Annotated in this window: 10 protein-coding genes and 1 riboswitch; of the genes, 3 read left to right on the forward strand and 7 right to left on the reverse strand. The window is 70.1% G+C overall.

Features of this window, described 5'->3' with window-relative positions; translation table 11 throughout:
* Positions 1-40 precede the first annotated feature (40 nt).
* From ribD to aspS, 3 genes are all read right to left on the reverse strand, one after another.
* Positions 41-1,102, reverse strand: a complete 1,062-nt coding sequence (gene ribD, locus ACIQCY_RS12290) for a bifunctional diaminohydroxyphosphoribosylaminopyrimidine deaminase/5-amino-6-(5-phosphoribosylamino)uracil reductase RibD (RefSeq protein WP_400484168.1) — start codon at positions 1,100-1,102, stop codon at positions 41-43.
* Positions 1,099-1,782 carry a nicotinamide riboside transporter PnuC gene (gene pnuC, locus ACIQCY_RS12295; protein ID WP_400484169.1) on the reverse strand — a complete coding sequence of 228 codons (684 nt, stop codon included), beginning with the start codon at positions 1,780-1,782 and terminating at the stop codon, positions 1,099-1,101. Before pnuC ends, ribD begins: the two co-directional genes overlap by 4 nt.
* A 118-nt stretch (positions 1,783-1,900) precedes the next feature.
* Positions 1,901-2,042: riboswitch (FMN riboswitch) on the reverse strand.
* A gap of 181 nt (positions 2,043-2,223) precedes the next feature.
* Complete coding sequence (gene aspS, locus ACIQCY_RS12300) at positions 2,224-3,990, reverse strand: aspartate--tRNA ligase (RefSeq protein WP_400484170.1); 1,767 nt, start codon at positions 3,988-3,990, stop codon at positions 2,224-2,226.
* 178 nt (positions 3,991-4,168) lie between these two features.
* Here aspS and ACIQCY_RS12305 point away from each other — a divergent pair, with 178 nt between their 5' ends.
* Positions 4,169-5,428 carry an APC family permease gene (locus ACIQCY_RS12305; protein WP_400484171.1) on the forward strand — a complete coding sequence of 420 codons (1,260 nt, stop codon included), beginning with the start codon at positions 4,169-4,171 and terminating at the stop codon, positions 5,426-5,428.
* Positions 5,429-5,475: 47 nt separating this feature from the next.
* Here ACIQCY_RS12305 and hisS read toward each other — a convergent pair whose 3' ends face one another.
* The gene (hisS, locus tag ACIQCY_RS12310) at positions 5,476-6,804 is read right to left on the reverse strand and encodes a histidine--tRNA ligase (RefSeq protein WP_400484198.1); all 1,329 of its coding nucleotides are present in this window, start codon (positions 6,802-6,804) and stop codon (positions 5,476-5,478) included.
* Between the two features lie 362 nt (positions 6,805-7,166).
* On the opposite strand from hisS, the gene ACIQCY_RS12315 reads away from it, so the two are divergent.
* Complete coding sequence (locus ACIQCY_RS12315) at positions 7,167-8,921, forward strand: DUF349 domain-containing protein (RefSeq protein WP_400484172.1); 1,755 nt, start codon at positions 7,167-7,169, stop codon at positions 8,919-8,921.
* A 100-nt stretch (positions 8,922-9,021) separates the two neighbouring features.
* Positions 9,022-9,672, forward strand: a complete 651-nt coding sequence (locus ACIQCY_RS12320) for a hypothetical protein (RefSeq protein ID WP_400484173.1) — start codon at positions 9,022-9,024, stop codon at positions 9,670-9,672.
* 72 nt (positions 9,673-9,744) lie between these two features.
* Here ACIQCY_RS12320 and ACIQCY_RS12325 read toward each other — a convergent pair whose 3' ends face one another.
* From ACIQCY_RS12325 to secD, 3 genes are all read right to left on the reverse strand, one after another.
* The gene (locus tag ACIQCY_RS12325; protein ID WP_400484174.1) at positions 9,745-12,162 is read right to left on the reverse strand and encodes a RelA/SpoT family protein; all 2,418 of its coding nucleotides are present in this window, start codon (positions 12,160-12,162) and stop codon (positions 9,745-9,747) included.
* 172 nt (positions 12,163-12,334) lie between these two features.
* Entirely contained in the window at positions 12,335-13,333 is a 999-nt protein-coding gene (gene secF, locus ACIQCY_RS12330; RefSeq protein ID WP_400484175.1) for a protein translocase subunit SecF, read from the reverse strand.
* Positions 13,330-15,090: a protein translocase subunit SecD gene (gene secD / locus ACIQCY_RS12335; RefSeq protein WP_400484176.1), complete on the reverse strand. Its 1,761-nt coding sequence runs from the start codon at positions 15,088-15,090 to the stop codon at positions 13,330-13,332. Before secD ends, secF begins: the two co-directional genes overlap by 4 nt.
* Positions 15,091-15,129: the final 39 nt, after the last annotated feature.

Below are 15,129 nucleotides of genomic sequence, written 5' to 3' on the forward strand. Positions count from 1 at the left end.
CGGGTGGGTTGCTTGGGGGTGGACGGGGATCAGGTGCGGATCAGGAGGGCGACGGCGGACGCAGGTGCAGCCGGACGTCCGCGCCGAGCTGACGGACGCCGGGTCCTCCGGCGTCGTCGAGCACCCACCGGTCGGCGTCGGCGAGGGTCCCGACGCCGAGGTCCGGGAAGGCGGGTGCGCCGTCGCCGAGGATCAGCGGCGCGACGTAGCTGAACAGCTCGTCGACGACACCGGCCCGGAGGAACGCGGAGGCGATCCGCGGGCCCCCCTCGACGAGGAGGTGGCGGACTCCCCGGCCGTGGAGCTCGTCGAGGACCTCGCCCACGTCCCGGCTCCGCAGCTGGAGGAAGCCCTCTCCCCTGACGGCGGCGCCGTCGGGCACGGGCGTCTCACCCATGACGACCCGGAGGCCTCCCGCTCCGGAGGCCTCCCCGCCGGCGCTTCGCGCGGTGAGTTGCGGATCGTCGGCGAGGACCGTGCCGGTACCCACCAGCACGGCGTCGGCGAGGGCGCGGATCCGGTGCCCGTCAGCGCGTGCTTCGGCGCCGGTGATCCACTGGCTGGACCCGTCCGACGCCGCGACACGGCCGTCGAGGGACTGCGCGGACTTCAGGGTCACGAAGGGCCGGCTGCCGAGGACGGCTGCGCTCCAGCGCTCGTTGAGCTCCTGCGAGCGGGCGGCCTCGTGTCCGCCCAGGCAGTCGACACCGGCGTCGCGGAGCCTCCGGCCGCCCCCGGCAGCGGCACCGTTGACGTCGTCCGCGGCGTAGACCACGCGTGCCACGCCGGCCTCGATCAGGGCACCGCTGCAGGGCCCCGTCCGCCCGGTGTGGTCGCACGGCTCGAGGGTGACCACCATCGTGGCGCCGCGCGGGTCGTTGCCGCGACGGCGGGCGTCCGCGAGGGCGGCCGGCTCGGCGTGCGGAGTGCCCGCACCGCGGTGGTATCCCTCGCCGAGGACGACGCCGCCGGCGGAGAGGACGACGGCGCCCACCAGGGGGTTGGCTCCCCGCACGCCCCGCGCGGCGAGGTCCAGGGCGCGCTGCATGGCGGCCGATTCGGCGGCGGTGGCACCGGCGGTACCGGACGTCGTCGTGCTCATCGCAGCGTGGGCTCCGGCAGGAGGGTCTCGATGCCGGGCTTGGCCGTGCGCTGGGCGCGGGCCCACACGAAGAAGCCGATGAGGGTGAACGCACCGTAGAACATGTACATGAAGGCGCTGGCGTAGTAGCCGGCGCTGAAGAGCAGGGGTACCCCGACGATGTCGACGGCGACCCAGACGAGCCAGAACTCGACCCAGCCCTTGGCCATGCCGTAGGTGGCGAGCAGGGATCCGACGAAGGTCCAGGCGTCGGCCCAGACGGGCTCGTACGAGCCGAGGGCGCGGAAGAGCGGGGTCAGCGCGAAGGTCCCGACGATCAAAAAGGCGACCATGCCGAGGCGGGCCCTCGTACCGGCCCACTGCGGCATGACGGCCTGCCCGCCGCGCTGGCGGCTGGCCTGCCACTGACGCCACCCGTAGATCGAGACGGCGATGAACATCACCTGGCGCCCGGCCTGTCCGAGCAGGTTGGCGGCGCTCGCAGCCCCGAAGACGGATCCGAGGAAGACCGTCAGGAGCAGGAGGTTGCCGAGAATCCCGACCGGCCACGCCCACACGCGACGGCGCATGCCGCCGAGGGCGCTGAGGAGGCCGAACACGTTGCCCACCACTTCACGCAGCAGGAGGGAACCATCACCCACCGGGATGCGGGCTTCGAAGAGCCACTGCAGAAAATCCATGCCGATCCTTCACCGATACGACGGCTCCGGGCAATGGCAGCAGGAGGGACGCTCCGTCACGGACGGAACCGCGACGCGTGCCGCGGCCCGTTCCGCGGGCAGCGGCGAGTCCCTGCTGTTCGTGCTTCTCCCATCCAGACTTTGACTGTCGGTCCCGGAATTCCACCGGCTCAACCGTCGCGGTCCCGCGGATGCGGGACCCCTGACGGGTCGCGGACTATCACCGCCGGTTCGGACTTACACCGACCCCGGAGCACGTACTGACCCGATTATTTCACAGCGCGCCCATCCCCTCGGCCGATGCGTCACAATTCGTCCGAGAGCGATCGGCGACGGCGCTCGCAGGACGCGACGCCGCGACGGCACCTACGCAGGAGGGACGGGACACTCCGTGAAGAGCGTCCCGTCCCTCGGTGCGGCATCAGGGCACGGGCGCGCCGATCAGCCCTCGGCCTTCGGCCTGGCGTCGACGCCGGCCTCCTTGCGCTGCTGCGCCGTGATCGGCGCGGGTGCTGCCGTCAGCGGGTCGTAGCCGCCACCGGACTTCGGGAAGGCGATGACGTCGCGAATCGAATCCGCGCCCGCGAGCAGGGAGACGACGCGGTCCCAGCCGAGCGCGATGCCGCCGTGCGGAGGCGCGCCGTACTTGAAGCCTTCGAGCAGGAAGCCGAACTTCTCCTGGGCTTCCTCGGCGCCGAGGCCCATGACCGCGAAGACACGCTCCTGGACGTCGCGCTGGTGGATACGGATCGATCCACCGCCGAGTTCGTTGCCGTTGCAGACGATGTCGTAGGCGTAGGCCAGGGCGTTCTCCGGGTCGGTGTCGAACGTGTCGAGGAACTCGGGCTTCGGGGACGTGAAGGCGTGGTGGACGGCTGTCCACGCTCCTCCACCGACGGCGACGTCGCCCGCGGCCACCGCGGCCGACGCCGGCTCGAACATGGGGGCGTCGACGACCCACACGAAGGCCCAGTCGCCCTCCTTGATGAGGCCGGTGCGCCGTCCGATCTCCACCCGGGCTGCGCCGAGGATGGCGCGCGACGACGTGCGGTCGCCCGCCGCGAAGAAGATGCAGTCGCCGGGCTCGGCGCCGGTGGCAGCCGCGAGGCCGTCCCGTTCCGCGTCCGTCAGGTTCTTCGCGACCGGGCCGCGGAGGCTGCCGTCGGCGTCGATCAGGACGTAGGCGAGGCCCTTGGCGCCGCGCTGCTTGGCCCATTCCTGCCAGGCGTCCAGCTGGCGACGCGGCTGGGCAGCACCGCCGGGCATGACGACGGCGCCGACGTAGGGCGCCTTGAAGACACCGAATTCCGTGTCCTTGAAGAATTCGGTCAGCTCCGTCAGCTCGAGCCCGAACCGGAGGTCGGGCTTGTCCGAGCCGTACTTCGCCATGGCCTCGGCGTAGGTCATGCGGCGGATGGGCAGGGGGATCTCGACGTCGATGAGCTTCCACAGCGACGACACCAGCTGCTCGCCGAGCGCGATGATGTCGTCCTCCTCCACGAAGCTCGCCTCGATGTCGAGCTGCGTGAACTCCGGCTGCCGGTCGGCGCGGAAGTCCTCGTCCCGGTAGCAGCGGGCGATCTGGTAGTACTTCTCGAACCCGCCGACCTGCAGGAGCTGCTTGAACAGCTGGGGCGACTGCGGCAGGGCGTACCAGGAGCCGGGGGCGAGGCGCGCCGGCACGAGGAAGTCGCGGGCACCCTCGGGGGTGGAACGGGTCAGCGTGGGGGTCTCGATCTCGACGAAACCGTCCGCGTGCAGGAGCTCGCGCGCCACCCGGCTGGCCTCGGAGCGCAGGCGGAGGTTCGCCTGGGGGCCCGGACGGCGGAGGTCCAGGTACCGGTGGCGCAGTCGCGCCTCCTCACCCACCTCGACGTGCTCGTCGATCTGGAACGGCAGCGGCTCGGAGGTGTTGAGGATCCGCACGGTGTCGGCGATGACCTCGATGGCCCCCGTGGGAAGTGCGGGGTTCTCGTTCCCCTCGGGCCGCTGCTGCACCGTGCCGACGATCTGCAGGACGTATTCGTTGCGCAGGCTGGAGAAGACGTCCTCCTCGCGCACCACGACCTGGGCGAATCCCGACGCGTCGCGGAGATCGAGGAAGGCGACCCCGCCGTGGTCGCGGCGGCGGGCGACCCACCCCGCCAGGGTGACCGTTTGTCCTACGTGCTCGGGCCGAAGGGAGCCGAGTTCATGCGTGCGGAGCACAGCATTCCTTCCCACAGATGTGTCAGATGAGTCGCAGGCGTCGTGAGTACCTGCCTAGAGTTGCGTCAAGCCCGACCAACTTTACCGGTCCCGGTCAGGACGCCCGGACAGGGACCCGGAGGGGTCGTGTCGTCCCGCGACCACCGTCCGACCGCTGCTGCCGATCCCGAGGAGGACCATGTCCGAGCAACCGGCACTCCGCCGCGTCCTGGGCGGCTTCGACGCCACCACCGTCGGGATCGGCGCCATGATCGGCGCCGGCGCGTTCGTGGTCTTCGCCCCGGCCGGTGCGGCCGCGGGGGCGCTCCTGCCCCTCGCCGTCGTGATCGCCGGCTTCGTCGCCTACTGCAACGCCTCGGCGACCGCCTCCCTCGCCGTGCGGTACCCCTCGAGCGGGGGCACCTATGTCTATGGACGCGAACAACTCGGGCACTGGCCCGGATTCCTCGCCGGCTGGAGCTTCGTCACCGGCAAGGCTGCGTCCTGCGCGGCGATGGCCCTCGTCTTCGGCCTGTATGCGGCCCCGGGCGCCGAGAAGGCCGCGGCGGTGGCCGCCGTCGTGGGGCTCACGGTCGTCAACCTCCTCGGCGTGACCCGCACGGCCCTCGCCACGCGCGTGATCGTCTCGCTCGTGGTCCCGGTCCTGGCCTTCGTGGTCGTCGTCGGCTTCTCGTCGCCCGCGGCCCGGTCCCCGTCCGACGGAGCGACCGGGATCGGAGGCGTGCTGCAGGCCTCGGCGCTGCTGTTCTTCGCGTTCGCGGGCTACGCCCGGATCGCCACGATGGGCGAGGAGGTCCGGAATCCGCGCCGGAACATCCCCGCGGCGATCTTCGGCGCCCTCGGTTTCACGCTCCTGCTGTACCTGCTCCTGGCGCTCTCGCTCCTGCACGCCCTCGGTCCCGGGGGCCTCGCCGGCGCCACGGCACCGCTCCGCGACGTCATCGACGTCGGCGTCCCCGGGGAGGGCTCCATGGGCCGGGGTGGAGCCGTGGTCACCATCGCTGCCGCCCTGGCCAGCCTCGGTGCCCTGCTCGCGCTCATCGCGGGGGTGGGCCGCACGAGCCTCGCCATGGCGCGCCAGGGCGACCTGCCGAGCGCTCTCGCGCGCATCTCCGCGCGCTACTCCGTGCCGTGGGCCGCCGACATCGTGACAGCCGCCGTCGTCGTCGGCCTCCTGGTCACCACCGACGTGCTGACCGTGGTCGGGTTCTCCAGCTTCGGCGTCCTGGTGTACTACGCGATCGCCAACATCGCGGCCTTCACGCTCACCGAACGGCAGTGGTACGCCCCGCGCTGGCTGAACGCGGTCGGCGCGGCCGGGTGCCTCCTGCTCGCCTTCACCCTCCCTGCCGTATCGGTCGCCACGATGCTCGGCGTCCTCGCGGCGGGCGCTGCTGCCCGGGGCGTGGTGCTCGCACGGCGTCGACGGCGGGCCTGACCGCGCGCGGCGACCTCGACACGGACCGCAGCACCGGGGACGGGCCGTCAGGCGGAGGCGACCACCGGGCGGAGGTCCTCGGCCGGGGGCGACCACGAGGCGGGGTCGGCGGGCACCTGGTCGCCGGAGCGGATGTCCTTGACCTCGTGCGCGCCCTCGGGCGAGGTGAACCATACGAAGGGGATGCCGCGGCGATCCGCGAACTTGATCTGCTTGCCGAACTTCTCGGCCGTCGCCGCGACCTCCGCGGAGATGCCGCGGCTCCTCAGCGCGGCGGCGACGTCCTGCGCCTGCGACCACGAGTCGTCGTCGGCGAGCGTCACGAGGACGGCCGTGGGCACGCCCCGGGACACCGTGGCGAAGCCCTGGCTGAGGATGCGCGAGACGATCCGCGTGACCCCGATGGACAGCCCGACGCCGGGGAAGGTGCGGTTGCCCTTGCGGGCGAGGGAGTCGTAGCGGCCGCCGGAGCAGATGGAGCCGAGCCCCTCGTGTCCGTCGAGCACCGTCTCGTAGACCGTTCCCGTGTAGTAGTCGAGTCCGCGGGCGATGCTCAGGTCCGCGACCACGCGCCCGGGCGCCCGCCGGGACGCCTCTCCGACGACCTGCCGGAGCTCCTCGAGGCCTTCCTCGAGGAGATCGTTCGTGACCCCGAGGGCGCGCACCCGTTCGACGAACGAGGTGTCCGGAGTACGGATGCCCGCGAGATCGAGGGCGAGCCGGACCTGGTGGTCGTCGGCGCCGACCTCGTCGCGGAGCAGGGCGCCCACCTTCTCGGGGCCGATCTTCTCGAGCTTGTCGATGCTGCGCAGGACCGCCGCGGTGTCTTCGAGACCGATGCCGCGGTAGAAGCCCTCGGCGAGCTTCCGGTTGTTGACGCGCAGCGTGAAGTGCGGGATCGGCAGGGCACCGAGGGCCTCGACCACCGCGAGGGCGAGTTCGACGTCGTACCGGAACGGCAGGACGCCGTCTCCGACGACGTCGATGTCCGCCTGGGTGAACTCGCGCGCGCGTCCCTCCTGGGGCCGTTCACCGCGCCAGCATTTCTGGATCTGGAACCTGCGGAAGGGGAACGCGAGGTGGCCGGCGTTCTCGACGACATAGCGTGCGAAGGGCACCGTCAGGTCGTAGTGGAGCGCGAGGCCGCTTTCGGAGGCGGACGCCTCATCGGCCTGCAGGCGGGAGACGGCGTACACCTCCTTGTCGATCTCACCCTTGCGGAGGAGGTGGTCCACCGTCTCGACCGCGCGGGTCTCGATGCTGGAGAAGCCGTGGAGCTCGAACGTCCGCTGCAGCACCTCGAGGACATGGAGCTCGATCAGGCGCTCCTCCGGTAGCCATTCGGGAAAGCCGGACAGTGATGCCTTGCGGGCCATGGGGTAGGTCTCCTCCTGCGCTGGGTGCCGTCGTCGCCGCCCGATGGGGAGGGCGGTCCGGTTCTGCGGGCTCAATCCTAGGTCCCGCGGGAGGTTCCCGGAAAAAGGCGCCGTACCGACGGGACGGCGCCCGTCCAGCGGCAGGCCCGGCGCCCGCTCCCCGGCGCGGATCGAAGGGCTCATGGGTAAAGTAGCCTCAGGGCAGGGACTGCGTTGTTCCGGTGATCGGTGGTACTGGTGGAGGTCGTCCACGGGGGCTCTCCCGCCACGATCCGATCGGCCGGACCGATAGACTCCTAGACCCTGCATGAAATGGCCCCGGCGTTGCTCACGGCCATCCGACGAGTGAAAGACTTCTAGCGGTGACAGACAGTCAGCAATCCGACGAAACGACCATCGACCAGGACACGCAGCAGGACGCCGTGTCAGCCGATGGCACCGGCACCTTCCCGTCCGTAGCCGACGGCACGGAACCCGGTACGGACGAAACCGGCACGGATGAAACCGGCGCGGACGAAACCGGCACGGACGAAACCGGCACGGACGAAACCGGCACGGACGAAACCGGTGCAGCGGAACCGACGGCGTCGGCGCAGCCTCCTGCCGGCGAGGTGGATGCGGCGGCAGCGGAAGCCGCAGGTACCGCCGAGGCCGAGGCGTCGGTGCCCGATGAGGAAGAATCACCTGCCGCCGCGCCCGCCGACGCGGACGAGCCGTCGGTACCCCTCGCAGCCGACCCCGCGCCGCTGAGCACTCCCTCGCCGCGCCTGGCCGCCACACGGCCGCCGCTGCCCACCGCCATGGCCCCCCGGCCGCTCAGGAAGGCCGCCCAGCCCCTGGCCGCTCCGGCTGCCCACAGCACGTCCCTCGAGGTGGCCGGCCAGTTCGCGCGGGTCGAGGAGGACGGCCACGTCTTCCTGCTCGTCGCCGGTGAAGAGCACCCGGTGGGCCAGTACCCCGATGCCACGCGCGACGAGGCCCTGGCCTACTTCGTGCGCAAGTACGACGACGTCGTGAGCCAGGTCGCGCTGCTCGAGCAGCGCGTCGAGGCGAAGGCGCCGTCCTCGGACATGGCCAAGACGGCCAAGCACCTGCGTGCGCAGGTCGGCGAACGCAAGATGGTCGGCGACGTCCTCGCCCTCGAGGCTCGCATCGATGCCCTGCTCGACGCCGTCAAGGGCCTCGAGAAGGCCGAACGCGCCGTGCAGGACGAGCTGAAGGCCAAGGAACTCGCGGCTCGGGAGGCGATCGTCGCGGAGGCCGAGGAACTCGCCGGCCGTGATCCCTCGACCGTGCAGTGGAAGGCCAGCAGTACCCGGATGAACGAGCTCTTCGAGCTCTGGAAGGCGGCCCAGAAGAACGGGCCGAGGCTCGGCCGCGGCACGGAGGACGCCCTCTGGAAGCGCTTCCGGTCCGCGCGCACCGTGTTCGACCGCCACCGCCGGGCGTACTTCTCTCAGCTGGACAGCGACAACGCCGAGGCGAAGCAGGCCAAGGAGGCGCTCATCGCGCGCGCCGAGCAGCTCGCCTCGTCGACGGACTGGGGTCCGACGGCGGCCGAGTACCGGCGCCTGATGGACGAGTGGAAGGCGTCCAAGCGCGCGAGCCGCAAGGATGACGACGCCCTGTGGGCCCGTTTCCGTGCGGCGCAGGACCGCTTCTTCGAGGCTCGCAAGTCGGCCAACGAAGCCGTCGACGAGGAGTACGCCGGCAATCTCGCCGCCAAGGAGGCTCTCCTCAAGGAGGCCCAGCAGATCCTGCCGATTCGGGACCTCGCCGCGGCCAAGAAGGCACTGCAGTCCGTCCGGGACCGGTGGGACGAGGCCGGCAAGGTCCCCCGCGCCGACATGGGCCGCATCGATGGCGGCCTGCGACAGGTCGAGGACGCGGTCAAGGCCGCGGACGACGAGAACTGGACGAAGACGAACCCGGAGACGAAGGCACGCACGAACAGCGCGCTGAGCCAGCTCGAGGCGACGATCGCCCAGCTCAAGGAGGACCTCGCCGACGCCGAACGCGCGGGGAACGCCAAGAAGATCGCCTCGGCGAAGGAAGCTCTCGCGGCACGTGAGCAATGGCTCGAGATGCTGCAGAGGTCCGCGCAGGACTTCTCCTGACAGCAGGCCGCCACGGGCGGTACCCAGGCCCTCCGGCGCCGTTGTCCACATCGGCCGCCGGAGGGCTTTTCCGTGGGCGGCGCGGTGGGATGCTGGAGCCATGCCTCCCCTGGACAGCGCCCACGCCGCAGCCCCTCCCGAACGGGCGCTGGGCGGGGCACGGGATCCGGTGACGTCCACGGGCGGCGCGCTCTTCCATGCGGGCGAGATCTTCACCTCGGCCGAGCTCCAGGCCATGCGGCTCGAGGGGCTCGTGCACCTGGTCATCGGCGATTCCTACCTCCGCAGCGACTTCCGGGAGGACCCCGCGACCAGGTCGCAGGCCGCCGCCCGCAGCGTCCCCTCCTCCATCCGCCCGCGGGTCGCGCTAGGACGCTCCTGCGCAGCCTGGATCTACGGCTGCGCCCCGCCACCGGTCGTGATCAGCCTCGTGACCGACCACCGCCGGCGCACCACGGCCCTGCCACCCTTCACGCCCGCCGTCATGCATCAGGTGGCGCTGGGCCCGTTCGACGTCAACCTGGTGGGCGGCGTGTCCGTGACGACCCCGCTCCGGACGGCACTGGACATCGCGGTCCACGGGGAGGACGGCGACGCCGTCGCCATCCTCCGGGCGATCGGCCGGGCAGCGGACCTCGGCTGCCCGCTGCGGCTCGTCGAAGCAGCGCTCATGAACACCTCGCGCGTGCCGGGCAAGACGCGTGCACTGACGCGGTTACGCACGGCGCAGCAGCAGGGAGGCGGGACGTGACCGGGGTGTCAGCAGCCGGGTATTGGGAGGGATGTCAGCAGCCGGGTATTGGGGGATGTCAGCAGCCGGGTGTCAGGGGCGGCGCTGGGAGCCCGTGGTCCGGTAGACGTCGAACACGCCGTCGATCCTGCGGACGGCGCTGAGGATGTGGTTCAGGTACTTCGGGTCACCCATCTCGAATGCGAACCGTGACATCGCGACCCGGTCCGAGGAGGTGTTCACATTGGCGGCCAGGATGTTCACGTGGTTCTCGGCGAGTACGCTCGTCACATCCGAGAGGAGGCTCTTGCGGTCGAGGGCCTCCACCTGGATCTCCACGAGGAACACGCTCGACTGCGTCGGGGCCCAGTCCACGGGGACGATCCTGTCCGGCTGGTCGCGCAGCTCCTGCACGTTGCGGCAGTCGCTCCGGTGCACGGATACGCCCGAGCCGCGCGTCACGAACCCGATGATCGGATCCGGTGGCACCGGCGTGCAGCAGCGGGCGAGCTTGACCCAGACGTCGCCGACGCCGCGGACCGTGACGCCCGAGTCGGAGAACTTGGGGCGGCGGGGCTGCGTGGCCACGGCCGTCTCCGCAATGTTCTCCTCGGCGCCCTCGTGGCCGCCCATGAGCGCCACGAGGTGCTCGATGACGTTCTGCGCGGACGTGTGGCCGTCCCCGACCGCCGCGTAGAGGGCCGAGATGTCCTGGTGGCGGAGTTCCTGGGCGACGGTCAGCAGCGCACTGTGCGTCATCATGCGCTGCAGGGGCAGGTTCTGCTTGCGCATCGCGCGCGTCAGCAGCTCCTTGCCCTTGTCGATCGCCTCCTCGCGGCGCTCCTTCGTGAACCACTGGCGGATCTTGTTCCGGGCGCGCGGGGACTTGACGAAGCCCTGCCAGTCCTGGCTGGGACCGGCGCCCTCGGCCTTGGAGGTGAAGATCTCCACCCAGTCACCGTGGTTGAGCTCGCTGTTGAGCGGCACGAGCTTGCCGTTGACCCTCGCACCGATGGTCCTGTGGCCCACCTCGGTGTGCACGGCATAGGCGAAGTCCACCGGCGTCGAACCCGCCGGCAGCGCCATGACCTCGCCCTTGGGCGTGAAGACGAAGACCTCGCGCGCGTTGATCTCGAACCGCAGGGAGTCGAGGAACTCGTCCGGGTCGGAGGTCTCCTGCTGCCAGTCCACGAGGCTCCGCAGCCAGCCCATGTCCCCGTTGTCGGAGGCCTCGAGCTGCCTGCCGCCGTTCTTGTACTTCCAGTGCGCGGCGACACCGTACTCGGCGCGGCGGTGCATGTCGTGCGTCCGGATCTGGATCTCCACCGGCTTCCCGCCGGGGCCGATCACCGTGGTGTGCAGCGACTGGTACATGTTGAACTTCGGCATGGCGATGTAGTCCTTGAACCGCCCGGGCAAGGGGTTCCACCGCGAATGCAGCGAGCCGAGGGTCGCGTAGCAGTCGCGCACGCTGTCCACCAGCACGCGCACGCCCATCAGGTCATGGATGTCGTCGAAGTCCTTACCCCGCACGATCATCTTCTGGTAGATGGAGTAGTAGTGCTTGGGGCGCCCCGTGATCGTCGCCTTGATCTTCACGGCGCGCAGGTCCTCCTCGATCTGGTTGCGGACCAGGCTGAGGTGCTTCTCGCGCTCCGGGGTCCTGTCCCCCACCATCCGCACGATCTCCTCGTACACCTTGGGATGCAGCGCCGCGAAGGACAGGTCCTCGAGCTCCCACTTGATGGTGTTCATGCCGAGCCGGTGCGCGAGGGGCGCGAAGATCTCGAGAGTCTCCCGCGCCTTCTTCGCGGAGGATGCGGGTGAGACGAAGCGCCACGTGCGGGCGTTGTGGAGGCGGTCGGCCAGTTTGATGACGAGCACGCGGATGTCCTTGGCCATCGCGACCACCATCTTGCGGACGGTCTCGGCCTGCGCGGCGTCCCCGAAGGACACCTTGTCGAGCTTCGTGACGCCGTCCACGAGCATGGCGACCTCGGGGCCGAAGTCGCGCTTCAGCTCCTCGAGCGTGTACGAGGTGTCCTCGACGGTGTCGTGGAGGAGTGCCGCGGCGAGGGTCGTGCCCGTCATGCCCAGTTCGGCGAGGATGGTGGCGACGGCCACGGGGTGCGTGATGTACGGATCGCCGCTCTTGCGCGTCTGGCCCTCGTGGCTCCGCTCGGCCACGAGGTAGGCGCGCTGGATGAGGTCGAGGTCTTCCTTGGGGTTGTTCGCCCGCACCGTGCGGAGCAGTGGCTCCAGCACCGGGGAGTAGCCGGAGGAGCCACGTCCCGTGAGGCGGGCGATACGGGCCCGCGTCCGGCCGCGCCGTCCGGGGGCCACCTGGTCGGCGCTCGTCGCCGACGGCGCGGAGGTCGGCGAGGCAGGCTGCACGAGTCCGCGGGAGGGAACCGGGCGTGGCGCGCCGGTGGCGAGCGGACGGGATGCTCCCGGCGCCTCGGCGCCCTGGTCGTCCCCGGTCCGTACCGCGGGATTCACCGCTTCAGCCATGTACAGTCCCTCAATCTCGATCCCGGAACCCGAAAGGATTCAAGATGCCACAGGTAGCGCGACAACTCCAATTCTAGCCGGGCCACGAACAGCTCAGCCGCAGGAGGCCCGGAGGGCTTCCTGCGGCTGAGCAGTGCTGATGCAGGCGTCGTCGCGCCGGACGGTCCGACGGTCAGGCAGCCGCCGCTTCGAGCGATCGCCGGTCCAGGACCTTCTTCTCCTGCTTCTTCAGGTCCGGCTCATTGAGCCGCAGGGCCGCATACAGCGGCGCCGCGATGAAGATGGTGCCGAGGGTGCCGAGGATGATGCCGATGAACAGGGCCAGCGAGAGGTCCTGCAGCGTGCCCGCTCCGAGCAGGAACGCACCGATGAACAGGATCGAGGCGACCGGCAGGATCGCCACCACCGACGTGTTGATCGACCGCACGAGGGTCTGGTTCACGGCGAGGTTCACCTGCTCGGCGAACGTCCGCCTGGTCGTGGTGGTGATGTCCGCCGTGTTCTCACGGATCTTGTCGAACACCACCACGGTGTCGTACAGGGCGTAGCTGAGGATCGTCAGGAATCCGATGATCGCCGACGGCGTGACCTCGAATCCGCTGAGCGAGTACAGGCCTGCCGTGACCACCATCACGACGACGAGCGCGGCCATCGCGGCGAGGGCCATCTTCCAGGTGCGGAAGTAGATGGCCATCAGGATCGCGGCCAGGAGGACGAACACGCCGAACCCGATCAGGGCCTGGCGGCTCACGTCCTCACCCCACGTGGGGCCGACGAAGCTCGAGGTCACCTGGTCCTCGCCCACCCCGTACCCGCTGATGAGGTTGTCGCGCACGCTGAGTGTCTGGTCGTCCGACAGCCGTTCAGTCTGCACGCGCATGGTGTCGCCGGCGATGTTGGTGACCCGCGGAACGGCGTCGGGCACGACGTCGGTCACCGCCGCCTCGCCGATTGCCACATCCGTGTTCTCGGTCGCGGAGACCGTGAACTCCGATCCGCCGCGGAAGTCGATACCGAGGTTGAAGCCGCCCTTGACCACGGGGATGATGATCGAGATCAGGACGGCGATGCCCGCGATGAGGAACCAGAGGTTCCGCTTCGCGACGAAGGGGTAGGAGCGCTTCCCCGAGTACAGCTCGTTGCCGAACGTGGCAAAGCTTGTGCGGCTCATTCGTTGTTCTCCTTCTCGGAAGAACCGGCGCGCCCTACGACGGAGGAACCGGTGCGCCCGGCGAGGGCCTTCTGCTGCTCCGCGCGGCGGCGCTCGGCGATGGTCATGCGCCGCTCGGCTTCCGCCGTCGCGCCCTTGTTCTTGGCCCGCGTGATGACGACGGGCTTCTCGACCGGCTCGCGCAGCCGTCCGGCTCCGCGGTAGAGCGGAATGCCGCCGAGACGGCTCGGGTCGAGCCCGGACCACGGGTGGCCTTCGCCGAAGAACTTCGTCTTGGCCAGCAGCCTGAGCACCGGGTGGGTGAACAGGAAGACGACCACGAGGTCGGCGATGGCGGTCAGGCCGAGCGTGAACGCGAAGCCCCGGACGTTGCCGACGGCGACGAAGTAGAGGACGAGTGCGGCCAGGAGGTTCACGGCCTTGGAGGCGAGCACGGTGCGCTTGGCGCGGCGCCAGCCGTTCTCCACGGCCGAGATGAGGCCGCGCCCGTCACGTAGTTCGTCGCGGATGCGTTCGAAGTAGACGATGAACGAGTCGGCAGTCTGGCCGATGGCGACGATGAGGCCGGCCACACCCGCGAGCGAGAGGCGGTAGTTCTCCGTCCAGCCGAGGATGCAGATGGCGAGGTAGGTCAGGATCCCGGCGACCACCAGCGAGGCGATCGTCACCAGGCCCAGCAGGCGGTACTGGAACATCGAGTACACGGCGACCAGCAGGAGCCCGATGAGCCCGGCGATCAGGCCGAGCCGCAACTGGTCCGCACCGAGGGTCGCCGAGATCTGCTGCTCGCTCTGGATCTCGAAGCTGATCGGCAGCGCGCCGTACTTCAGCTGCTCCGACAGCGCTGCGGCCGACTCCTCGGTGAAGTTGCCGCTGATCTGGGGGTTGCCGTCGGCGATGACCGCGTTCGTGGTCGGCGCCGAGACGATCCTGCCGTCGAGCACGATGGCGAACTGGTTGCGCGGATCGCCGGTGCCGATCGCGTAGAGGCGCTCGGTCACCTCGCGGAAGGTCTCCGTGCCCTCGTCGTTGAAGTCGATGTTCACGGCCCAGGTGTTCAGCGCCTGGCCCTGCGGGCTGCGCTGCAGTCCGTAGCTCGCCGTCGAGATGTCCGTACCGGGTACCTCGACGGGCCCGAGGATGTACTTGCCCTGCGTATCGGGCTCGCAGGCGACCATCGGCTGGTCGGCCGGCGCGGCTTCCTCGGCAGGCTCGAGCGCGGCCGGGTCGAGGCAGTTCAGGGCTTCGAACTGCTTGTACAGCTCGGGGGTGATCCAGTTGGGGTCACTGGCGTCCTGTGGCTCGGCGGCCGGCTTCGGCAGCTGGTCCTCGGGCGTCGGGGTGGTCGCCGCGGCTGCCTGGCCGGGACCGCCGGCGAGGACCGGACGGAATTCCATCTGCGCGGACGCCTGGATGAGGTCGCGCGTCTGCGGGTCCGGCGTACCGGGCAGCGAGACGATGACGTTCTGGCCCGACTGCGTGTTGATCTCGGCTTCGGCGACACCCGAGCCGTCGACGCGCTGGCGGATGATCTCCACGGCCTGGTCGAGCTGCTCGGGGGTGATCTCGCTGCCACCCTGGACCCTGGGCGCCAGGATCATCTGGGTCCCGCCCTCGAGGTCGAGGGCCAGCCGGGGGCTCCAGCTCGCGGTGCTCCAGTAGGAGCCCGCCCCCAGCAGGATCGCGAGCAGTGCTGTCAATGCGCCCAGCCAGACTAGTGTCCGCTTGGCTGCCGTCCCGGGACCGGTACGAGGCATGGTGGTTGTCCTTATTCAATGGCTGTTCAGATGCGCTGC

It is taken from the genome of Arthrobacter sp. NPDC092385 (assembly GCF_044755105.1).
Taxonomy (GTDB): Bacteria; Actinomycetota; Actinomycetes; order Actinomycetales; family Micrococcaceae; genus Arthrobacter_D.